We start from the raw sequence: 22,523 nt of genomic DNA, 5'->3' as shown, positions 1-22,523 counted from the left end.
CGCTCACTGCGCGCGCAACGCGTAAGCATGCTGCCTGCGCTCACTGCGCCACCACGACCGAACTGCTGCCGCCGCCGCCCGGGCGCACCAGCACCTTGGTGGCGATGCGTTCCGTCATCTCTTGCACGTGCGAGATCACGCCCACCTTGCGGCCGAGCGACTGCAGGGCGTCGAGCGCGTCCATGGCCACGCCCAGGGTGTCGGTATCCAGGCTGCCGAAGCCTTCGTCGATGAACAGCGATTCCACCCGCACCCGGTTGGACGACAGCGACGCCAGGCCGAGCGCGAGCGCGAGCGACACCAGGAAGGACTCACCGCCTGACAGGGAATTGACCGACCGCACTTCGCCGCCCATGTCCTGGTCGCGCACCATCAAGGCCAGCGAGGGCGCGCCGTTGTGGCTGACGCGCTCGAGGCGGTAGCGCCGCGCCAGCTGCCCCAGGTCGGCATTGGCGTAGCCGAGCAGCACGTCGAGCGTGAACTGCTGGGCGTAGTTGCGGAACTTCTTGCCGTCGCTGGAGCCGATCAGCTCGGACAACTTGCCCCAGCGCTGTTCCTCGAGCTGCTGGCGCTCGACCTCGGCGAGCACCGCCTGCGCCTGACCGCGCCGGGTGTCGTCCTGGGCCGCGCGCATGCGCAACTCGGTCGCCAGGTCGTGGGCGGCGCGGCGTTCGGACGTGAGGACCTCGACCGCGGCCGCCACCGTCTCGGCGCTCAGACCGCTCTCGGGCTTGCCTTCATCGTGCAGCACGCGCTGGGCGCGGCGCTCTGCCAGCACCGCGACGGCGCTGCCCACGGCGGCGTCAAGCGCGCCCAGGGCCGTGCGTTCCTGGGCCAGCCAGGCGCCGCCGACCGCCAGCAGGCGGCCGAGCTCGGCGCTGTCCTCGATCGGGTCGAGGCTGTTCAGGAAGGCCGACTTGCGGTACTCCTCCAGCCAGTCGGCGAGCTGGGTTGCGGCCCTGGCGCCGGCACTGTCGAGGACGGCAATCTGCTCGGTGAGCTGGGCGCGGGCGGTGCGCGCACTGGCTTCCCGCTGCGCCGTTTCGTTGCCGATCGCCTGGCGCGCCGACAGGTGGTTGCGCGCGGCGCCGAGGCTGGCCTGCAGTCCCTGTTCGACTTCGGCGACGGGGCGGCCGTTCCACAAGGCCAGGCGCTGGGCGCGCCTGTCCGCGAGCTCGGTGTCGATGCGCTTGAACTCGGCCGCCACCCCGGCGCCGTGGCGGTCGGCCTGCGCGATGCGCAAAAGCGCACCCGCCACTTCCGCTTCCAGCGTGGCGGCGCTCGCCGCGCCCCTGGCTTGCTGCGCCGTCTGTTCCTGCCACTGCACCGCCTCCTGGGCGCGCGCGGCGCGCCAGCCGGCCGGATCGCACCGCCAGGCATCCTGCCAGCCGTCGCCGACCGCGGCGCACAGTACCGGATCGAGTTCGGCCAGCACTGCCGCCAGCTGGGCGGCGCTGGTTTCCTGCTGGATCGACATGGCGCGCAGCTCGGCCTGCAGGCGTGCGCCGGCATCGCGCGCGCCGTCGGCAGCCTGGCGCAGGCGGGCATGGTCGAGCTGGGCCGCATCGTAGGCAGCCTGGGCGGCATCGCGCGCTTGCGCCGCGCGGCGCAAGGCGGCCACGCGGCCGTCCAGCGCTGCGGTCGCGCCCCGCAGCGCTTCGCGCGACGCGGCGAACCACGCCATGCGGTCTTCCTCGGCCGGCGCTGCGGCCGTCACTTCGGGCGCCAGCGGCTGGGCGATCCATTCCGCTTCGAGCTCGTCCAGCAGCTTGCGCAGGGTCGTGCGCTCCCGTTCGAGCCCGGCAAGGCGCTCGCCCGAGGCGGCCAGGGTGGCGGCCTGCGCCGCCTGTACTGCTTCGTTGTCGCGCACGCGGGTCCGGCAGTCTGCCACTTCGGCGCGCAAGGTGGCAAGCATGCCGCGCAGCATGTCCTCGCGGCCATGGTCACGGTAGGGGTGCTCGTGTCCGCCGCATACCGGGCAGGGCGTGTCGTCGCTTAAGGTGGCGCGCAGCTCTTCCACGCCGGCGGCGCAGGCCAGCTCCGCCGCCCCCAGCGACTTCTCGGCCTGGTGCATGGCCGCAGCCAGGGCGGGGGCAGCCAGGCGTGCTTCTTCCAGCAGGCGGCCGGCGCCGGCGCGGGCGGTGTCGACGCGGTCGAGTTCGAGGGCGGTGTCGGCCACTTCCTGGCGCGTACTCGCCAGGGCAGTCCAGGCCCGTTCGGCGCCGGCGAGGCGCTCGCGGTGCGCGTCCAGGGCCTGGCGCTCGTGGTCCAGGGACTGCGGGTCGGTGGCGTCGAGGGCGCTCATGGCCTCGCGCCGGACGCTGTCCAGGCTTGCCAGGCGGGCGGCGGCATCGCTCAGCGCCGCATTGGCGGCCTGTTCGCGCAAGCCGGCTTCATGGGCCTGGCGGCTTGCCGCCGCCAGTGCCGAGGCGGCGCTCGCCTCGGCCGTGACCGATTGCGCGGCGCCGGCCAGCAGCCTGTCCCAGCGCGGCCATTGCATCGCCATCGGCTCGAGCCGGCCATGGGCCGCCAGCCATGCGGCGGCCCGGTCGCGCTGGCCCCTGGCCGCGTCGAGTTCGGCCGCTTTCGCGCCGTGCACGGTGCGCGCCTGACGCGCTTCATGGCGGGCGGCTTCCAGCGCAGCGGCGGCCTGCCCATGCGAGGGTGCGAGCGCAGCGATGGCGGCGTCGAGGGCCTTGGCCGCGTCGAGCTGGGGTGCGGCGGTGCGCAGCGTGCCGTCGGCCGCATCGACCGCCGCGAGCGCCGCATCGACGTCGAGTGCGGCTTGCCGGCGTGCGTCCAGCGCCGCCGCCAGCGCACTGTCGAGCCTGGCCGTCGCCTCGAGCGCAAGCCGGTGTTCTTCGTGCAGGCGCCCGACCTCGAGCACGAGCGGTCGCGCCGGCTGCACCGCGTCGAGGGTGGCGAGCCGCCCGCGCCGCCCAAGCGCTTCCAGCTGCGCCGCCTGCGCCGCCGCCAGCGAATCGCCGGCCTGGGCTTCGCTGCGTTCGAGCTTGGCGGCTTCGTGGTGCCAGCGCAGCTCGCCTTCGAGGGCGGAGCGGCGCGCATCGGCCGCCTCCAGCGCCAGCTCGGCGTTGACGCGTTCGGCGTCGAGCTTTTCCCGTTCGTCGGGCGGCATCGGGGCCTGGTTGGCCAGCTTGGCTGCCAGCATGCGGGTGCGTTCCTGCTCGGCGCGGTAGCGTTCGAAGGCGCGCCGCGAGATATCGCTGTAGATCGTGGTGCCGGTGAGCGTCTCCAGCAGTTCGCCGCGTTCGTTCTCGTCGGTCTTGAGGAAGGCCGAGAACTCGTTCTGGGCCAGCAGCACGGCGCGCGTGAACTGTTCGAAGGAAAGACCGATGCGGGCGACGATCTCGAGCGCCACCTCGGTCTTGGTGCCGCCCAGCGGCGCCAGTTCCGGCAGGCGGTGCAGCGTCATTTTGGAAGGCTGCAGGGCGCCACTCGGCTTGCCGTAGGCACGGCGCACGCTCCAGCGCGCACGGTAACGGATGTCGTCGTTGCCGAGGAAGTCGACCTCGGCCCAGGCTTCGCTGGCGCCGCGCCGCAACAGGGTGCGCGGGTCGAGCGCCGAGATGGTGTCGCCGCCCACGTCCGGCAGCTGGCTGCCGGCGCGCTTGAGCAGGCGCGGCGTGGCGTCGTACAGCGCGAGGCACAGGGCGTCGAGCAGGGTGCTTTTCCCCGCGCCGGTGGGGCCGCTGATGGCGAACAGGCCGCTCGAGGCGAGCGGTTCGGCTTCGAAGTCGACCAGGAATTCGCCGGCCAGCGAGGCCAGGTTCCTGCCGCTGATGCGCAGGATCTTCATGCCCCGTCTCCCAAGGCCGTGGTGAGTTCGGCAAAGGCGGACAGCTGCTCAGGCGGCGCTTCGTCACCGTAGCGCTGGGCCCACAGGCGGCGGAAGATGTCGTCGGGCTGCAGCTGGGCCAGCTGGTCGAGACTCAGGGCTTCGGCCGGGCTGTCGGGAGCGGCGTGGCGGCGCGTCGGTTCGATCTTGGCCAGGCGTACCGGCTTGCCGTCGAGCGCCGCCTCGATGCGCGCACGCAGGCCCGGCTCGGGGCCCTCGAGCAGCACGCGCACTTCGAGGAAGGGCTGCTGGTGCGGCGGCAGCTCGGGCAATGCGAGTGCTTCGAGCGCAGCCAGCACGTCGTCGAGCGGCGCCGGCTGGCCTGGCACCCGCAGCAGCTGCACCGCACGCGGCACGTGCAACGGCGTCACCGAAGCGGCGGCCGGGCCGTCGAGCTCGATGCGCAGCACCTGGTGCTGGTAGCCGACTTCCGAAAAGGAGAGCGGCAGCGGGCTGCCGCAGTAGCGCCGGTGCTCGTGGCCGCCGACGCGCTGGGCCAGGTGCAGGTGGCCCAGGGCCACGTAGGCCACGGCGGGGTCGAACATCGAGGCCGGCAGGGCTTCGGTGCCGCCGATCACGATGCGGCGCTCGGAATCCTGGGAAGACTGGCCGTCCACCATGTGGCAATGGCCCATGGCGATGATGGCCTCGCCGCCCGTGCAGCGCGACTGCGCCAGCGCGAAGGCCTGGCGGTAGAGCAGGGCGGTGCCGTGCAGGTAGGGATCGAGCGCCATGGCCTCGTCGTCGGCCACGATGCGCGGCACGTCGCCGGGACGCAGGAAGGGGATCGCCAGGCACCAGGCCTTGACGCCGCCGTCGCGGCCGCGCAGCGGCACCAGCAGGCGCTCCAGGTCGATGCCGCCCTCTAGCGTGCGCCCGACGTTGCCGACGACGATCGTGCCATGGGCTTCGAGCAGGGGCGTGGGCGCTTCCAGCCGGCCCGGCGAGTCGTGGTTGCCGGCAATGACGACCACCTGCAGGTGCGGGACCCTGGCCTTGGCCTGTTGCAGGAAACGATAGAGCTGGCGGTGCGCGGCGGCCGACGGGTTGGCGTTGTCGAAGATGTCGCCGGCGACCAGGAGCACGTCGATGTCTTCCACCGCCAGCGTCTCCACGAGCCAGTCGAGGAAGCAGGCGTGCTCGTAGCTCCGGTCGAAATTGTGCAGGGTCTGGCCCAGGTGCCAGTCGGAAGTGTGCAGCAGCCGCATGGTATTTATGCAAAGTCGGGTCGGCGCTCACTATAAACCAGATGGAACGTGGATTGGCCGTGTTGTCGGGAAAAAGACTGTGTTTTTTTACAGTAGTATTGGTTTGATATTAGAATCAAGACATGAGCGACATCAAACCGGAGTTCGAGTTGTCCGTGGGCGCCGCCCGCGCCCTGCACCTGGCCGCGCAGGACATGCTGGCCCCGCGCCGGCGGCGCGCCGTCAAGGCCGATGTGCTGGCGGCGATCCGGCGCATGGGGATGCTGCAGATCGACACCATCAGCGTGGTCGCGCGCAGTCCCTACCTGGTGCTGTGGAGCCGCCTGGGCGACTACGACCCGGGCTGGCTCGACGAACTGCTGGCCGAAGGCGCCCTGTTCGAATACTGGGCCCATGAAGCCTGCTTCCTGCCGATCGAGGACTACGGCCTGTACCGCCACCGCATGCTCGACCCGGAAGCGATGGGCTGGAAATATTCCGCCAGCTGGATGCGCGAACGCGCCGCCGAGGCGCAGGCCTTGCTGGCCCACGTGCGTGCGCAGGGCCCGGTACGCTCCTCCGACTTCGAACGCAAGGATGGGCAGGCCGGCGGCTGGTGGGCATGGAAGCCCGAGAAGCGCACCCTGGAGGCGCTGTTCACGGCCGGCGAACTGATGATCGCGCGCCGCCACAATTTCCAGCGCATCTACGACCTGGCCGAGCGCGTGCTCCCGGGCTGGCACGACGGCCGCATGCCGTCCCTGGACGAGGTGCGGCGCAGCTTCGTGCTGCACACGGTGCGCGCCCTCGGCCTGGCGAAGGCGGCCTGGATTCCCGACTACCACCGCACCCGGCGCCCGCATCCGGACCCGGAGCAGCTGGTGGAAGCAGGGCTGCTGCTGCGCGGGCGGGTGGAAGGCTGGAACCAGGCGGTGTACATCCACCCCGAGCATGCGGGGCTGGCGCGCGAGGCGATGGCGGGGCGGCTGGCGCCGCGGCTGACGACCCTGCTGTCGCCTTTCGATCCGATCGTCTGGGACCGGCGGCGCGCGCTCGAGCTGTTCGGCTTCGACTACCGCCTCGAATGCTATACGCCGGCAGAAAAGCGCCGCTACGGCTACTTCACGTTGCCGGTGCTGCGCCGCGGGGCCCTGGTGGGGCGCGTCGACGCCAAGGCGCAGCGCAAGGCCGGCCGGTTCGAGCTGCGCGGCATCCACCTGGAGCCGGGCGTGCGCATCAGTGACCGCCTGGCGGCCGACCTGGCCGGCGCCGTGGCGCGCTGCGCGCGCTGGCACGGATGCGCACAGGTCAGCCTGACCGGGGCCGTGCCGGACGACTTTGGTGCAAGGCTGCGCAGGGCCCTGGCGGACTCGGGAACAGCCGTGTCCGGGTAATCGTATTTGGACATCGCGGGCACGGGAAAGTCTCCAATGTCGACGGGGCCGGGTTTGCGCCAGCTCAAACCCGAGCTGGGGCATGTCTCTACACTACGAGTTCCCAAAGGCCGGCTACAACAACAAAAGCTGCCTGCCTGACCCCGACAAAAAGGCTTCCCCAGCGACTGCATCGCGGCCACCGCCAGGGCTGCGCGCTGGCGAAGCCATCCCGAGAGGAGACATGATGCTGACATCCACCTATACGCTGGTCGCCCTGTCCATCGAGCAGGCCAGCGCCCGCATCGGCCTGCAAGCGCTGCTCGAACACTGGCAAGCGGGCGCCCGCAGGCCGAGGCTGCCCGCCGGGCGCGAATGCGAACTCGCCTGCGATGCCCTGCGCGTGGCCTTCGACAACTGTTACTGGCGCAAGCTCGACAATTTTGTACTGCCGGCCCTGCGCCGGGCCGGCGTAGCCGCCGCCCTGCTGGCCGAACTCGACGCACTGACGCTGGCAGCCATCGAGGCGCGCGCCGACGCCCATGCGGCGGCAGCCGTGCAGGACCCGGGCTTCGGCGCCGCGATCGAGCGCTGCTGCAAGCTGTTGCTCGAGCGCCTGGAGCGCGAGGAACGCGAACTGTTCCCGCTGGCGCGCGCCCATGTGCCGAGCGAGGCCTGGTTCGCGATCGCCAACCAGATGCTGGTCCAGGAAGCCTGGCAGAGCGAGAACCGCGGCTATCCGCCCGGGTCCATGCCGGCCGGCGCCATGGTCCGGAATGCCACCATCAAAAGCCCTGTGGCAACTACCCCGCATTACGCCGCGCAATACGCCACGCACTGAGCCACGCACTGAGCCACGCACCGAACCATGCACTGCGCGCACCGGGCGAGCGCCACCATGGTTCTTTGCTATGATGGCGATTTTGGAAGTGCGATTTCATCATGTTCGAATTCCTTTTCAAGCGGCAGGGCGGCGACAAGCCGGCCGGCGCCTCCGGTGAACAGCCGGGGGAGCAGCCTGCGGGCGGCCAGCAGGCCGGCGCGCGGGATGCCGGACCGGCCCGGTCCGCACCGACCCCGCGTGAGCAGCAGGCCGAACAGCTCAAGCACCTGGACGGCGACGAAGACGCCGCCGTAGCCTTCATCCTGTCCTCCGAATTTTCCGAACTGCGCCTGGGCGCGGCTGAGCTGGTCCACGGCCGGGCCCAGCTCGAGCGGGTCCACGCGGCGATGCGCAATACCGACCGCCGCGTCGCCAAGCTGATGCAGTCGCGTCTCGATGCGATCCGCCACCATGAAGCCGAGCTGCGCCGCGGTCAGGAAGCGCTGGCGCATGGCAGGGCGCTGCTGGACGACGAACTGCTGACTCCCAACCACGTCGCTGAACTCGACCGCAAATGGGCGCTGACGAAGGCGCCCGAACTGGCGCCGGAATTCGATGCCGTCCGTGCCGAGCTCGGCAAGCGCCTGGAAGACCAGGTGCAGCTGCAGCGCGCCATGATCGACCGCCTGGCCGCGCTGCGCCGGCTCGAATCCGCCGGGCTCGACGCCGCCGCGTTCGCCGAGCGTCTCGACACCCTGTCGCGCGAGCAGGCCAGCGCGCTGGTCGCGCAGGGCCACGCATCGCTGCCCCGTTCCCTGGTGGCCGAGTTCGCCACCGAACAGGCGCGCCTGCAAGCCAGCCTCGCCAGCATCGAGCAGGACCGGGCCGCGCTGGCCGCACGCGAGGCGGCGCTGTCGCAGTGGCAGGCCCAGCCGGTGGCCGAGCTGAAGGCGGACAATTTGCGCAAGGAATGGCAGCGCCTGCCGGCGATGCCGTCCAATGGCCGCGGGGACGGGCTGCAGCGCCGCTTCGATGCGTTGCTGGCCAGCCTGCCGCAGGAGCCGCGCAAGCCGAAACAGGAACAGCGCGCGGCTGCTGCACCCGCCGCGTCCGCGACGGCCGCGGCGCCGGCCAGGCCGCCGAAGGCGCCCAACAAGGGCGCCGACCAGCACTTCCTCGACCAGCTCGACGCCATGGAAGCGGCCCTGCAGCAGGGCTCCTTGGGCGCCGCCGCCGAACTCGACAAGTCGCTCAAGGAAAGCAAGGACAAGGGGATGCGCCTCACGCCGGCGCAGCTCGAGCGCCTGAACCACGTGCGCGCCGAGCTCAAGCGCCTGTCCGACTGGGCGCGCTGGGGCGGCAATGTGTCGCGCGAAGAACTCATCAAGCAGGTCGAGGCGCTGCCCGGCGAGAACCTGGCGATGGGCGAGCTGGCCAAGAAAGTAGGCAGCATGCGCGAGCGCTGGAAGGCGCTCGACAGCCTGTCGGGCGCCGCGCCGCGTTCGCTGTGGGAGCGCTTCGACGCCGCGTGCACCACGGCCTATGCGCCGGCCGCCGCCCACTTCAGGCACCTGGCCGAGGAGCGCCACGCCAATGCGGCGCGCGGCCAGGCGCTGGTGGACGAAGCGCAGGCCGAGATCGCGCGGCTCGCGTCCGGCGAGGCCGACTGGAAGCATGTGTCCGGTACGGTGCAGCGCCTGCGTACCGCCTGGAGCCACCTGGGCGCCATCGACCGCAAGGACAAGAAACGCCTCGACCAATTGTTCGCCGATGCGCTGAACACGCTCCAGCGTCCGCTGGAAGAGCAACGCCAGGGCGAGATGAGCGTGCGCGAGGGGCTGATCGAGGCAGCGCTGGCGCTCGACCCGCACGACCGCCACGCGGTCGACGCCTTGCGCGAGCTGCAGGCGCGCTGGCAGGAACATGCGCGCGCGCTGCCGCTCGAACGCAAGGCCGAGCAGGCCTTGTGGCAACGCTTCCGCGCCGCCTGCGACGCGCTGTTTGCGCGGCGCAAGGAACAGGCGCATGCGGCGGACGCCGAACGCCGCGCCCACGAAGCCGCCAAGGAAGCCGTATGTGCGCGCCTGGAGGCGTCCGCACCGGATGCGACGCCCGCCTCCGCCGGCAAACTGCTGCGCGAGGCCGCCGCCGAGTGGGCCGCGATCGGCCCGGTGCCGCGCGCCCACGAGGCGCGGGTAGAGAAGCGCTACCACGCGGCCGTCGCCGCGGTGCAGCACCATGCCGACGTGGTGCGCCGCGCCGCCGGGCTGGCGCTGGCCGGCGCCGTGCGCGACAAGCTGCGCCTGATCCAGGCGCTGGAAAACGCGCTCGTCAATCCGGACGCCCATACCAATCCCGCCGACTGGCGCGCGCGCTGGGATGCGCTCTTGCCGCTCGAGGGCGGCTACGAGCCGGTGCTGCATGCCCGCTTCGAGGCCGCCCTGGATGCGCTGGAAGGCGAGCGCAGCGGCTACGCGGGCCGGCTGGAAGCGAACCGCGAGCGCCTGCTGCACGAGCTGCTGCGCCTGGAGATCGCGGCTGGCATCGACAGCGGCGCCGAGTTCGCACGCGAGCGTCTGAAGCTGCAGGTCGAAGTGTTGCAAAGCTCGCTCAAATCGGGGCAGAAAGCCGGGCACAAGGGCGGCCATGAGACGGGCGCGGGCGGGCTGCGCGAATTGCTGGCGCTGCCGGCGCTGGCCGACGCGCGCACCGAAACCCGCATCGAGCACCTGCTCACGCGCTTTGCAAAGGATGGCCGATGAATGCACCTGCCGCGACCGGTGTAAGCGATATCCGGGTGCAGGAAGCCGACTTCGACCTGTCGGCCGAGATCGCCCGCCTGCGCGCCGGCGACGGCCGGGTCGGCGCCGTGGTCGCTTTCGTGGGCACCGTGCGCGACCTGAACGAGGGCGCCGTCGTCGCAGAGATGGAGCTGGAGCACTATCCCGGCATGACGGAAAAGGCGCTGGAAGACATCGTCGCGCAGGCCAGGACCCGCTGGCCGCTGTTGGGCGTACTGGTCATCCACCGGATCGGCCCCTTGCTGCCGCTCGACCAGATCGTGCTGGTGGCCTGCTGCGCGGCGCACCGCGGCGAGGCCTTTGCCGCCTGCGAGTTCATCATGGACTACCTCAAGACCGACGCCCCGTTCTGGAAGAAGGAGCAGACCCCGGACGGCGCCCGCTGGGTCGACGCCAGGAGCAGCGACGATTCCGCCAGGCTGAAGTGGGCGCGGCGGCGCGCCGACGCATGAGCTGGAACTGGCTGGCGGTGGGCGCGGGCGCGGCGCTGGGCGCCTGGCTGCGCTGGGGGCTGGGCATCTGGCTGGGCAGGCTGCACGGCTATGTCCAGCTCGGCACGCTGGCGGCCAACCTGCTGGGTGGCTACCTGGTCGGGCTGGCGCTGGGATTCTTCAGCGCCCATCCCGAACTCTCGCCGGCATGGCGCCTGTTCGCCATCACCGGTTTCCTCGGCGGCCTCACGACCTTTTCCAGCTTCTCGGGCGAATCGGTGCTGCTGCTCCAGCGCGGCGAAGTCGGCTGGGCGCTGGCGCACACCTTGCTGCACCTGCTGGGCTCGCTCCTCTGCTGCGCCGCCGGGTTCGCCACATGGCGCGCCCTGCGCGGCTGACGGTATCACCGCTTGCTACCACTGAATTCGCGCAAGTTGTCGGGCTACAAGGCATGCTACGTTGGCGGCTGGATCACTTTTTGGAGGACCAGCCATGCAAACCGTTCAACGCCCGACCGCCGCCTTCGTCGGTGCTTCCTGGGGTGCGCTCCTGATCGGCGCCAGCACTTTCCTGATCGGCCTGTGGAACGCCCAGATGCAGCTCAACGAGAAAGGCTACTACCTGACCCTGCTGCTGTACGGCCTGTTCGCGGCCGTGTCGCTGCAAAAGACCGTGCGTGACCGCGCCGAAGGCATTGCCGTCACCAATCTGTATGCGGGCCTGTGCTGGATATCGCTGCTGGCGGCGATCCTGCTCTTGAGCATCGGCCTGTGGAACGCCACCCTGGCCCCCAGCGAAAAAGGCTTCTATGCGATGTCCTTCGTGCTGAGTCTGTTCTCCGTCGTGGCCGTCCAGAAGAACGTGCGCGACCTGAACAGCCTGCGCGAGCCGGTGGCCGGGGCGGCGCTGGAGTGATTTGCCGATGGTGGGGCATTGCACATCTTGAAAAGCCGACAGCGAGCCCTATCTTGCTCCTCAGTTAAGAACACCACTAGGGAGCAATACCATGCGGCAAGACAAACTGACGACCAAGCTCCAGGAAGCGCTGGCGGATGCCCAGAGCCTGGCGGTCGGCAACGATAACCAGTACATCGAACCGGTGCACCTGCTGGTCGCCCTGCTGAACCAGGACGACGGCGGCGCCCGTTCCCTCCTGCAGCGCGCCGGCGTGAATGTCGGCGGGCTGGGCAATGCCCTGAGGTCGGGGCTGGAACGCCTGCCGAAGGTGTCGGGCACCGGCGGCGACGTGCAGGTCGGGCGCGAGCTCGTGGCACTGCTCAACCTGGCCGACCGCGAATCCCAGAAGCGCGGCGACCAGTTCCTGTCGTCGGAAATGATCCTGCTGGCGCTCACCGAAGACAAGTCCGACGCCGGCCGCCTGGCGCGCGAGCATGGCCTGGCGCGCAAGGCGCTCGAATCCGCCATCCTGGCCGTGCGCGGCGGCGAGTCCGTGAACTCGCAGGACGCCGAAGGCCAGCGCGAATCGCTCAAGAAGTACACCCTCGACCTGACCGAGCGGGCGCGCCAGGGCAAGCTCGACCCGGTGATCGGCCGCGATGACGAGATCCGCCGCGCGATCCAGGTGCTGCAGCGCCGTTCCAAGAACAATCCGGTGCTGATCGGCGAACCGGGCGTCGGCAAGACCGCCATCGTCGAGGGCCTGGCCCAGCGCATCGTCAACGGCGAAGTGCCCGATTCGCTCAAGGGCAAGCGGGTGCTGTCGCTCGACATGGCGGCCCTGCTGGCCGGCGCCAAGTACCGCGGCGAGTTCGAAGAGCGGCTGAAAAGCGTATTGAAGGAGCTGGCCCAGGACGAGGGCCAGACCATCGTTTTCATCGACGAGCTCCACACCATGGTCGGCGCCGGCAAGGCCGAAGGCGCGATGGACGCCGGCAACATGCTGAAACCGGCGCTGGCGCGCGGCGAACTGCACTGCGTCGGCGCGACCACCCTGGACGAGTACCGCAAGTATGTCGAGAAGGACGCTGCGCTCGAGCGCCGCTTCCAGAAGATCATCGTCGACGAGCCGAGCGTGGAGGCGACCATCGCCATCCTGCGCGGCCTGCAGGAGAAGTACGAGCTGCACCACAAGGTCGAGATCACCGACCCGGCCATCATCGCCGCGGCCGAGCTCTCGCACCGCTACATCAGCGACCGCTTCCTGCCGGACAAGGCGATCGACCTGATTGACGAAGCGGCCTCGAAGATCAAGATCGAGATCGACTCCAAGCCGGAAGTCATGGACAAGCTCGAACGCCGCCTGATCCAGCTGAAGATCGAGCGCGAAGCCGTGCGCAAGGAAACCGACGAAGCCTCGATGCGCCGCATGGAGCTGATCGGCGAGGAAATCGCGCGCCTGGAGCGCGAGTACAACGACTTCGAAGAGATCCTGAAAGCCGAGAAGGCGGCGGTGCAGGGCACCGCGCACATCAAGGAAGAGATCGAGCGGGTGCGCCACCAGATCGAGGAAGCCAAGCGCCAGAGCGACTACAGCCGGATGTCCGAGCTGTCGTACGGCCGCCTGCCGGAACTGGAATCCCAGCTGAAGAAGGCCGAGGAAGCCGCCGCCGGCGCCGACGGCGAAGCGCCCAGGCCGAAGCTGCTGCGCACCCAGGTCGGCGCCGAGGAAATCGCCGAAGTGGTGGCGCGCGCGACCGGCATCCCGGTGTCGCGCATGCTGCAGGGCGAGCGCGAGAAGCTGCTGCACATCGAGGAAAAGCTGCACGAGCGCGTGGTCGGCCAGGACGAGGCCATCGAAGCGGTGTCGGACGCGATCCGGCGCTCGCGCGCCGGCCTGTCGGACCCGAACCGGCCGTATGGTTCCTTCATGTTCCTGGGCCCGACCGGCGTCGGCAAGACCGAACTGTGCAAGGCGCTGGCGAGCTTCCTGTTCGATACCGAGGAATCGATGATCCGCATCGACATGAGCGAATTCATGGAGAAGCATTCGGTCGCGCGCCTGATCGGCGCGCCGCCGGGCTACGTCGGCTACGAGGAGGGCGGCTACCTGACCGAAGCCGTGCGCCGCAAGCCCTACAGCGTGATCCTGCTGGACGAGATCGAGAAGGCGCACCCGGACGTGTTCAACGTGCTGCTGCAGGTGCTGGACGACGGCCGCATGACCGATGGCCAGGGCCGCACGGTGGACTTCAAGAACACCGTGATCGTGATGACCTCGAACCTGGGGTCGCACAAGATCCAGTCGATGGACACCGACGAGCCGGGCGTGGTGAAGCTGGCCGTGATGGCCGAGGTGCGCGGGCACTTCCGTCCCGAGTTCATCAACCGCATAGACGAGATCGTGGTGTTCCATGCGCTCGACGAGAAGAACATCGGCGCGATCGCCAAGATCCAGCTGCGCAACCTGGAGGAGCGCCTGGCCAAGATGGACATGCAGCTCGACATCAACGACGAAGCCCTGCAGAAGATCGCGGAAGCCGGCTTCGACCCGATCTACGGCGCCCGGCCGCTCAAGCGCGCGATCCAGCAGCAGATCGAGAACCCGTTGTCGAAGGCGATCCTGGCCGGCCGCTTCGGGCCCAAGGACACGATCCCGGTGCGGGTCCGCGGTGGCAACCTCGTGTTCGGGGAGCAGGTGGAACTGGCAAAGTAGACCTGCATTTCGTCAGCAAAGCAAAAGGCGCTGTCAGCGCTAACTGTTGATGACCCCGATCGCAATGCGCAGCAATTGCAGCGCAGTACTCACCCGGTCGCCATCGAGCGCGCGGCGCCAGCCCAGGTAGTTGGGCAGGTAACGCGAGGCCACCCCACGAAACCGGCTCAACCATTGCCGGAATCGCTGGTGGTAGCCATTCACGTTCTGCACGTGGATGGCGCCGGCAGCGCCCCGGCGCACTCGCAGCCGGCACGCAGGTTGACGGCCTCGTGCGCGATGCCGTGCTTGCGGGCGAAGCTGCGGTACGCCGCATGCGCGTCGCTTACCAGGAGCACTTGCCGATCCAGCCTGGGTAGCAGGTGACGCTCCAGTTGCGGCGCCGTCAGCGCGCCGCGGCCAGTTACAGCGTCGACGGTCTGTCCGTTACGGTCGCGCGCGACCAGAATGCAGTCGAGCTCTCTTGAGATGCCGCGCCGACCCGCCTTGCCGCCGCGTTTGCGCGCCGGCCGGTCCAGCTTGCGCGAGCCCTTCTGCGATTCCAGCAAGAACATTTCATCAGCCTCGACGATGCCGTTGAGCTGCCGGGGCTGGTCGTCCCGGGGCCGCTGCAGGAAGCGATGGCGCCAGCGAAAGGCGGTGTTGCGGTGCACCCCGACCTGGCGGGCGCTTGCCCGCACCGACTTCGATTCGAGCATGGCGCCCAGGTAATCCAGCCATTTATCGCGCAACCGCAGCCGCGCCAGCGGTGTACCGCTCAGGTCGTTGAACGTGCGGCCGCAGGCGCGGCAGCGGTAGCGCTGCAGGCCGTTCGCCTGGCCATGCCGGTGGTATCGGTCACAGGCGCAACTTGGACAGCGCCGGGCGGTGGCGCCGATCTCGGTGATGAGCGAGATCACCTGATCGAGCCTGGCGGCCGGTTGCAGGGCCGCGAGCGTCTTGAGGCGCTGGGGGACATTCAGCGCAGGGAGTTTGGCAAACCACTTTGTGAACTGAGGCGATCGCATGCTCGTTCCCCGTCTGTCGTGACCGGTGTTCGACAGCGAATTGGCTCAGCAGTTCCTCCCTCATCCATACATAAGGTTGACAGAGCCAAGCAAAAACGGCGCGGCCCGCAAGGGCACGCGCCGTTTCCCCATCCAGACGCAGAATCAGGCTTTCTTGCGCTTCCTGCGTGCCATGAAGCCCACCAGCCCGAGCCCGCCCAGCAGCATGGCGCAGGTTTGCGGTTCCGGCACCGGCGCGATCGCCTGCGACAGCAGGCTGCCCACCTTGCGATCGCCATCACCGAAGAAGTTCACCTTCAGGTGGGGCGCGTCCAGGCTGGGGGCGCCGCTGAAGCTGAACTGGAACACCATATTGTCGGTCAGCGCCACCCGGTCTCCCGAGAAGCACAGGCTGCGTCCCGCGTGGCCGCCGCCGCTGCAGCCGTTCGCGTTCAGTTCGTTCGACGACAGCGTCCAGTCGGTGGCGCCGCCGGGCGCGGACACCAGGGTCACGTCCGAGAACGTGCCGAGGTCCTTGAGTTGCAGGGCGCCGATGCTGGTGGCCTCGAGCCAGTCGCCGGTCCGGTTGGCGGCGTCGATTTCCAGGGTCAGCAGATTGCCGGACCAGCTCGACGTGAAGCTCACGCCTTGATAGGTGAGCGAGCCGGCCTGGCTCGGTGAGGCCACGCCGGCGGCGAGGGCCAGGGTCACGGCTGCGTTGCGCAATAAGTCTTTCAATTCGAAGGTCTTCAATTCAATCTCCTTGATGACATTGAACGACCCGGGCCTTCGCGTCGGCGAACGGCCCGGACTTGCGTACGTTTAAGAACCTATCCCAGTAGGGAGGAGGAAGCTGGCGGCCTGCCAGGCGCGCCGAAAGCGACTCATTCCCTACTGGGATAGGTTCTAAGTACGCAAGCCCAGCCTAGGCCGCGTGGTGTGATCTTTCTGTTAGGCGACTAACCAATGGCTGAGTTAGCCCGGCAGGCCCGTCAAGGGCGCAAGGGGAGGGCGTTAACGCAAACGGGCCGCCCCTGGGCGGCCCGTTGCGGCAGCTTCCTGTTCGGCTCAGCGGGCTGCCCGGAACTTGCGGCGGCGCGCCACGCCCATCGTCGCCAGGCCCAGGCCGAGGATGGCCAGCGACTGCGGTTCCGGTACTTCGGAAGCGTCGCCTTCCTCGTCGCCCGGCATCTCGATCACGATGACGATTTCCTGGCCCGGCAGCTTGGATCCCATGCCCGGCAGGGTCACCACCGGGGTTGACGGGATCAGCTCGGGAGGCGTGGGGGTGGCGCCGGTCGGCTGGATGCCGGTCGGCTGGATGCCGATCGAGCCGGCCTGGCCGCCGGTCGAGCCGGTAAAGCCGCCGTCGAGGGGCGGGGTCCCGGCCGGCACGGTCGCTGCCGGCGTGCCGGTGGAACCGGTCGGGCTGGTCGGAGCGCCCGGCTCGGCTGGAGCGGTCGGGGTGGTCGGGGTGGCTGGAGCGGTCGGGGTCGTCGGAACACTCGGCGCACTGGCGCCCTGCACCGGGAAGTCGAGCGACAACAGGCTGCCGGTCTTACGGCCCTGCGCATCGACGAAGCGTACTTTCAGGTGCGGCGCGGACAGGTCCGGGGAGCCGGTGAAGGTGAAGTTGAACTGCATGTCGTCGGACAGCGCGATCGCGGAGCCGGTATAGCAGAGGCGGCTCATGCCCGCGGTACTGGTCTTGCCCTTGGCCGCGCTGCAACCAGCTGCGTTCAGTTCGCTGGGCGAGAGCGACCAGACACTGCCCTGCGAACTCATCGTCACACCGGTAAAGGCGCCGACGGTCTTGATCGACAGCGCATTGATGGCGCTTGCGCTTGCCCATCCGCCGCTGCGGTTGGCAGCATCGATCTTCAGGCTCAGGACATTGCCGGTGTAGGTCGAGGTGAACACGACGCCATCCTGCGTGATGACACCGGCAGAAGCGTTGGTAGCGGCAACGACGAGAAGACTGCTGACTGCACGACGGAGGACTGAGCGCATGATCACTTTCGGTAATTTTTATATGTTTTGATGAATTTGATGAATTGCATGATGTCATTACAATTTCGCTAAGTCAACAAATAAATTGATTAATTTGATGATGAACAGCAATCCAACAACGGTCCATCTCATGCATTTTTTACATCGTGAAAAGAACGTTTCGTCTGGTGAAACGCGCAGCAAAGCTGTTTCAGGTACACACTCCCATTCTGAGAAATTTTATTTCATATCATGAAAAATAGAATCCAAGTCATTGAAAGTAAATAGATAAAAAAACTTTTGATGTCTTATATAAGAGTTGTTGTGCTCTGCACAAACTGGTCTATGATGGTGTCAACGGATTCACTTGCACCGGCTTCATCACCAGATTCGACATCAGCTTCTTAACTTGGCGCTTTCATCAGGAGAAACAGCATGGCAACTCGCGAACAACAGATCAGTGAACTCCAGCAAGACTGGGACACCAACCCACGCTGGCAAGGCGTGACCCGCAACTACACGGCAGCCGACGTCGTGCGCCTGCGCGGTTCGATCCAGATCGAACACACGCTGGCCAGGCGCGGCGCCGAAAAGCTGTGGGACCTGGTCAATAACGAGCCCTACGTCAATGCGCTGGGCGCCCTGACCGGCAACCAGGCGATGCAGCAGGTGAAGGCGGGCCTGAAGGCCATCTACCTGTCGGGCTGGCAGGTGGCGGGGGACGCCAATGTCGCCGGCGAAATGTATCCCGACCAGTCGCTGTACCCGGCCAACTCGGTGCCGCAGGTCGTGCGCCGAATCAATAACACCTTCCAGCGCGCCGACCAGATCCAGTGGTCCGAAGGCAAGGACGACATCGACTACTTCGCACCGATCGTGGCCGATGCCGAAGCCGGCTTCGGCGGCGTGCTGAACGCCTTCGAGCTGATGAAGGCCATGATCGATGCCGGCGCCGCCGGCGTGCACTTCGAGGACCAGCTGGCCTCGGTCAAGAAGTGCGGCCACATGGGCGGCAAGGTGCTGGTGCCTTCCCGCGAAGCCGTCGAGAAGCTCAACGCCGCGCGCCTGGCCGCCGACGTGATGGGTACCCCGACCCTGGTCATCGCCCGCACCGACGCCGAGGCAGCCGACCTGCTCACCTCGGACGTGGACGACAACGACAAACCCTTCTGCACCGGCGAGCGCACCGTGGAAGGCTTCTACAAGGTCAAGCCGGGCATCGAGCAGGCTATCTCGCGCGGCCTGGCCTATGCGCCCTTTGCCGACCTCGTGTGGTGCGAAACCGGCAAGCCGGACCTGAACTTCGCCAAGCAGTTCGCCGAAGCCATCCATGCCAGGTTCCCGGGCAAGATGCTGGCCTATAACTGCTCGCCCTCCTTCAACTGGAAGAAAAACCTGGACGACGCCACCATCGCCAAGTTCCAGCGCGAACTGGGCGCGATGGGCTACAAGTTCCAGTTCATCACCCTGGCCGGCTTCCACGCGCTGAACTACGGCATGTTCAACCTGGCCCATGGCTATGCGCGCCGCGGCATGTCGGCCTTCGTGGAACTGCAGGAAGCGGAATTCGCCGCCGCCGAGAAGGGCTTCACCGCGGTGAAGCACCAGCGCGAAGTCGGCACCGGCTACTTCGACGCCGTGACCCAGACCATCCAGCAGAACCAGAGCTCGACCACGGCGCTGCACGGCTCGACCGAAGACGAGCAGTTCTTCGACGAGAAGAAGGTCGCGTAAGCGCGGATCTTCCCTGTGCACCGAAAACCGCAGCGCCCGCGAGGGCCTGCGGTTTTTTTGCTTGCGGATCGGCTTTTGTAGGGTGGTCGGCAGAGCCGACCACCCTACAATGGACCAGTCACGCGCGATGTAGTGGATAATGGCGGCAATATCGCCGTTGAAAACACGGCACCGACTCTCTTCTCAGGAATTCCAGCTTATGTTGAGCTACCGCCACGCCTTCCACGCGGGTAACCACGCCGATGTCCTCAAACACTTTGTCCAGGTTCAGCTGCACCTGTATATGAACCAGAAGGACGTGGCCTACACCTATATCGATACCCACTCGGGCACCGGCGTGTACGCGCTCGACAGCTTCCAGGCCACCAAGACCGGAGAGTTCGACACCGGCATCGGCCCCTTGTGGAATGCGACCGAGGTCCCGGAGGCGCTCAGGCCCTACCTCGACCTGGTCAAGCGGATGAACCCGAGCGGCAAGATGCGCTACTACCCGGGCTCGCCCTACGTGGCCGACCAGATGGCGCGGCCGGACGACCGCCTGCGCCTGTTCGAGCTGCACCCGGCCGACGTCAAGATCCTGTACGAGAATGTCCGCAAGGCCGAGGCGCACAAGGCCGAGCAGGGCGAACGCTCGCGCGGCAAGCGCGTTATCATCGAGCACGGCGATGGCTTCCAGAGCCTCAAGAAACTGCTGCCGCCGCCATCGCGCCGGGCCCTGGTGCTGGTCGACCCGCCGTATGAAGTCAAGGACGACTACAAGAAGGTGCGCGATGCGCTGGAAGACGCCCTGGGCCGCTTCCCGGGCGGCATGTATGCGGTCTGGTACCCGGTACTGCAGCGCATGGAATCGCGCCAGTTCCCAGACAAGCTCAAGCGCCTGCCGGCCAAGGAATGGCTGAACGTTACCCTGACCGTGGCCACGCCCGGACCGGACGGCCTCGGCCTGCACAGCAGCGGCATGTTCATCCTGAATCCGCCCTATACCCTGGAAGCGATGCTGCGCGACACCATGCCCTACCTGGTGCAGGTGCTGGGCAAGGACGCCGGCGCCCGTTTCACCATCGAGCGCGGCACGCAAGTGACCGGCGCCGCATCCGCGCGCCTGGCAGGCGAGGGGCCGCGCGTCCCGGTCGGCAATGCGCGCCGCGCCAGCCCGCTGTCGGGCAAGGGCAGCCTGCGCCTGCCGGGCCAGAGCATGGTGCGCGAAGGCGAGGAAGATCCGCGTGCGGCCAAGCCGGCGGACGCTGGCCCGGCGGCGCGCCCGACCGGAGCGCGCCGGGTATGGCGCCCCGACGGCAGTGCACAGGGCAAGCCGCAGAGCCCGGCGCCGGCAGGCGGGCAGGGCAAGCGCCCGGCTGCGGCAGGCGGCGCGCCATCGCGGCCCGCGACGGCCCGTCCGGGCGGCGCACGCACGGATGGTGCGCGCACCGATGCTGCGCGCCCGGCCGGGCCCCGCTCCGGCGCTCCGCGCAGCGGCGGCGGACGTGGCAACGGCGGCAGCGGCAAGCGCTGAACGCCCGATTCGATGTAAAAATGCTAAGAATGTCGAATTTGTAGTATAGTCTTCGAGGCAGGCGTTTGCGCGCCTGTCCGGCAGACACAGCCATGTCGCAACAGTTTCCAGGAGTATCCAGATGCATGCCGAAGCAACGGCAGCGGCATCCGTGCCGTCCAACGATTTTTTCCTTGCCCGTCAGCCTATTCTCGGCCGTGACCAGCATCTCGTGGCATTCGAGCTGCTGTTTCGCGCCGCGGGCGAGGACGACGACGCCAAGCTGACCGACAATGCCGCAGCGACCGCGGCCGTAATTTCGCACGCCTCCCAGCTCGGCATGGAGCAGGTGGTGGGCGAGCAGCTTGCGTTTGTCAACGTGGACGAGGTGGTCCTGATGAGCGATTTCGTGCGTTTTCTGCCGCCTCATAAGGTTATCCTTGAAATCCTGGAAACCGTCAAGCCGACCCAGCAACTGTTGGCCCGTGTCGCCGAGCTCAAGGAACTCGGCTTCAAGTTCGCGGTCGATGACGTGGTCGAGCACTCTCCCGAACTCGACCGGCTGGTCGGCCTGGTGGATGTGATCAAGGTGGATGTCAAGCTCGCACCGCGCGACGAGCTGGAGGGCCTGGTGGCGTCGCTGAAGGCCACCGGCAAGAAGCTGCTGGCCGAAAAGGTCGAGACCCTCGACGAGTTCCGGCTGTGCATGGACCTCGGCTTCGAATACTTCCAGGGCTATTATTTCGCGCGTCCGGTGATCCTGTCTGGCAAGAAGATCACCCCTTCCGAGATGGCCATCCTGCGCCTGCTGGAGCTGGTGAGCTCGGACGTCGACGCAGGCGTGATCGAGACGGCGGTCAAGCGCGACGCCCTGATCAGCCTGAACCTGCTGCGCCTGGTGAACAGCCGCGCGGCGCCGGGCGAGCAGGTCGAATCGCTGCCGCAGGCCCTCGACCAGCTCGGGCGGCGCCAGCTGCAGCGCTGGCTGCAGATCCTGCTGTACACGACGGCCGGTGGGGTCGAGCTGGCTTCGCCGCTGCTGCAACTGGCCACCACGCGCGGCAAGTTGCTCGAACTGATGACCCTGGCCCGCCGGCCCGGCGACGCTGCCTGCGCCGACCGCGCCTTCACGGTGGGCATCATGTCGCTGGCCGATGCGCTGTTCTCGATCCCGATGCGCGACATCCTCGACAATGTCGAGGTGGCCGATGATGTGCGCGCCGCACTGATCGACCGCGAAGGAGAGTTCGGCACCATGCTGCGGGTGGCCGAGCTGCTCGAGGCGGCCGAGGGCGGGCGCAAGCTGTACAACGCGCTGCGCAGGCTGGGCCTGTCGGTGGCCCAGATCCGCGACATCGAGCTGAAGGCCTTCGACTGGGTGCGCGAGATGACGCACGAGGTGCATTGAACGCGGCGTCAAGCGCTGTTTTTCTCACCGCTAGCAGTGAGGCCGTCGCGGAGGCTTCGGATTACTGCGCCAGGAACAGGAAGACTGTCGGCTTCTTGTGAAAATCCGGTCCCTTGCCCGCCGCCAGTGCCTGCTTCCACTTTGCCGCCGTCATCGTCCTGACCGATTCGCTGGCCAGCGACAGGTCCGTGGCCACGCACACGAGCGTGCCCGGCTGGCAGGCGACCACCAGCGCTTCCAGCATCTGCCCGTTCCGGTAGGGCGTCTCGATCAGCAACTGGGTCTGCTTCTCGCTGCGCGAGCGTCCCTCCAGCTGCTGGATGCGCTTGCTGCGCTGGGCCGCATCGGTCGGCAGGTAGCCGTTGAAGGCGAAGCTCTGCCCGTTCAGGCCGCTCGCCATCACCGCCAGCAATAGCGAGGACGGGCCTACCAGCGGCCGCACCGCGATGCCGTGCTGGTGGGCCAGGCGCACCAGGTCGGCGCCGGGATCGGCCACGGCGGGTACGCCCGCTTCCGATACCAGTCCTGCGTCGCGTCCCGCCAGCAGCGGCGCCAGCAGCTGGGCCAGCGCGGCCGGCGGGGTGTTCACGTTCAGTTCCGCGATCTCGATGTCCTGCAGCGGCCGCGCCAGCGGATGGTCGATGGCGACCAGTTTCAGGAAGGCGCGCGCCGTCTTGGCGTTCTCGGCGACGAAATAGTCGAGGCGCGCGGTCAGCGCCTGCACCTGCGTCGGCAGCAGGGCGGACAGGGCGCCGGGTGCGGCGTCGACGGGGCCAAGGGTGTTCGGAATCAGGTAGAGGGTGCCGGGCATCGTTTCAATGAATCAGTCA

Annotated in this window: 15 protein-coding genes and 1 pseudogene; 10 read left to right on the top strand and 6 right to left on the bottom strand. The window is 68.0% G+C overall.

The features are described 5' to 3' along the window. Window positions 1–40: 40 nt before the first annotated feature. Both AC56KL_RS01785 and AC56KL_RS01780 read right to left on the bottom strand, forming a co-directional pair. Window positions 41–3,817: an AAA family ATPase gene (locus tag AC56KL_RS01785; RefSeq protein WP_497178429.1), complete on the bottom strand. Its 3,777-nt coding sequence runs from the start codon at window positions 3,815–3,817 to the stop codon at window positions 41–43. Further along, a complete protein-coding gene (locus tag AC56KL_RS01780) occupies window positions 3,814–5,064 on the bottom strand; it encodes an exonuclease SbcCD subunit D C-terminal domain-containing protein (RefSeq protein WP_497178428.1) in 1,251 nt (416 codons plus the stop codon). Before AC56KL_RS01780 ends, AC56KL_RS01785 begins: the two co-directional genes overlap by 4 nt. Window positions 5,065–5,186: 122 nt before the next feature. Here AC56KL_RS01780 and AC56KL_RS01775 point away from each other — a divergent pair, with 122 nt between their 5' ends. The 7 genes from AC56KL_RS01775 to clpB all read left to right on the top strand — a co-directional run bounded on the left by AC56KL_RS01775 (window position 5,187) and on the right by clpB (window position 14,084). Then, window positions 5,187–6,437 (top strand): winged helix-turn-helix domain-containing protein, encoded by a 1,251-nt coding sequence (locus AC56KL_RS01775; RefSeq protein WP_497178427.1) that lies wholly within the window; start codon window positions 5,187–5,189, stop codon window positions 6,435–6,437. A 226-nt stretch (window positions 6,438–6,663) separates the two neighbouring features. Further along, the gene (locus AC56KL_RS01770; protein WP_497178426.1) at window positions 6,664–7,257 is read left to right on the top strand and encodes a hypothetical protein; all 594 of its coding nucleotides are present in this window, start codon (window positions 6,664–6,666) and stop codon (window positions 7,255–7,257) included. Between the two features lie 101 nt (window positions 7,258–7,358). Further along, window positions 7,359–10,001, top strand: coding sequence for a DUF349 domain-containing protein (locus tag AC56KL_RS01765; protein ID WP_497178425.1), 2,643 nt, complete (start codon window positions 7,359–7,361; stop codon window positions 9,999–10,001). Further along, entirely contained in the window at window positions 9,998–10,492 is a 495-nt protein-coding gene (gene moaE / locus AC56KL_RS01760; RefSeq protein WP_497178424.1) for a molybdopterin synthase catalytic subunit MoaE, read from the top strand. Before AC56KL_RS01765 ends, moaE begins: the two co-directional genes overlap by 4 nt. After that, window positions 10,489–10,869 carry a fluoride efflux transporter CrcB gene (gene crcB, locus AC56KL_RS01755; protein ID WP_497178423.1) on the top strand — a complete coding sequence of 127 codons (381 nt, stop codon included), beginning with the start codon at window positions 10,489–10,491 and terminating at the stop codon, window positions 10,867–10,869. The genes moaE and crcB overlap by 4 nt, the downstream gene beginning before the upstream one ends. A 94-nt stretch (window positions 10,870–10,963) precedes the next feature. Then, window positions 10,964–11,386: an inner membrane protein YiaA gene (gene yiaA, locus AC56KL_RS01750; RefSeq protein ID WP_497178422.1), complete on the top strand. Its 423-nt coding sequence runs from the start codon at window positions 10,964–10,966 to the stop codon at window positions 11,384–11,386. A gap of 91 nt (window positions 11,387–11,477) precedes the next feature. Further along, the gene (gene clpB / locus AC56KL_RS01745; RefSeq protein ID WP_497178421.1) at window positions 11,478–14,084 is read left to right on the top strand and encodes an ATP-dependent chaperone ClpB; all 2,607 of its coding nucleotides are present in this window, start codon (window positions 11,478–11,480) and stop codon (window positions 14,082–14,084) included. Between the two features lie 39 nt (window positions 14,085–14,123). On the opposite strand, the pseudogene AC56KL_RS01740 reads toward clpB, so the two are convergent. From AC56KL_RS01740 to AC56KL_RS01730, 3 genes and pseudogenes are all read right to left on the bottom strand, one after another. Continuing rightward, window positions 14,124–15,091, bottom strand: a pseudogene (locus AC56KL_RS01740) (IS1595 family transposase). Between the two features lie 144 nt (window positions 15,092–15,235). Beyond that, the gene (locus tag AC56KL_RS01735; RefSeq protein ID WP_497178420.1) at window positions 15,236–15,823 is read right to left on the bottom strand and encodes a PEP-CTERM sorting domain-containing protein; all 588 of its coding nucleotides are present in this window, start codon (window positions 15,821–15,823) and stop codon (window positions 15,236–15,238) included. Between the two features lie 315 nt (window positions 15,824–16,138). Continuing rightward, on the bottom strand, window positions 16,139–17,080 hold the full coding sequence (locus AC56KL_RS01730; RefSeq protein ID WP_497178419.1) for a PEP-CTERM sorting domain-containing protein: 942 nt from the start codon (window positions 17,078–17,080) through the stop codon (window positions 16,139–16,141). A 414-nt stretch (window positions 17,081–17,494) separates the two neighbouring features. On the opposite strand from AC56KL_RS01730, the gene aceA reads away from it, so the two are divergent. From aceA to AC56KL_RS01715, 3 genes are all read left to right on the top strand, one after another. After that, the gene (aceA, locus tag AC56KL_RS01725; RefSeq protein WP_497178418.1) at window positions 17,495–18,793 is read left to right on the top strand and encodes an isocitrate lyase; all 1,299 of its coding nucleotides are present in this window, start codon (window positions 17,495–17,497) and stop codon (window positions 18,791–18,793) included. A 199-nt stretch (window positions 18,794–18,992) separates the two neighbouring features. Next, window positions 18,993–20,306 carry a 23S rRNA (adenine(2030)-N(6))-methyltransferase RlmJ gene (locus AC56KL_RS01720; protein ID WP_497178417.1) on the top strand — a complete coding sequence of 438 codons (1,314 nt, stop codon included), beginning with the start codon at window positions 18,993–18,995 and terminating at the stop codon, window positions 20,304–20,306. 121 nt (window positions 20,307–20,427) lie between these two features. After that, a complete protein-coding gene (locus tag AC56KL_RS01715; protein WP_497178416.1) occupies window positions 20,428–21,693 on the top strand; it encodes an EAL and HDOD domain-containing protein in 1,266 nt (421 codons plus the stop codon). A 61-nt stretch (window positions 21,694–21,754) separates the two neighbouring features. Here the strand turns inward: AC56KL_RS01715 and AC56KL_RS01710 are convergent, their stop codons facing one another. Then, complete coding sequence (locus AC56KL_RS01710; protein ID WP_497178415.1) at window positions 21,755–22,504, bottom strand: SAM-dependent methyltransferase; 750 nt, start codon at window positions 22,502–22,504, stop codon at window positions 21,755–21,757. Window positions 22,505–22,523: the final 19 nt, after the last annotated feature.

The sequence above is a fragment of the Telluria sp. ZB4P34 genome, assembly GCF_059686055.1.
This window is presented reverse-complemented; position numbering and strand designations above follow the sequence as displayed.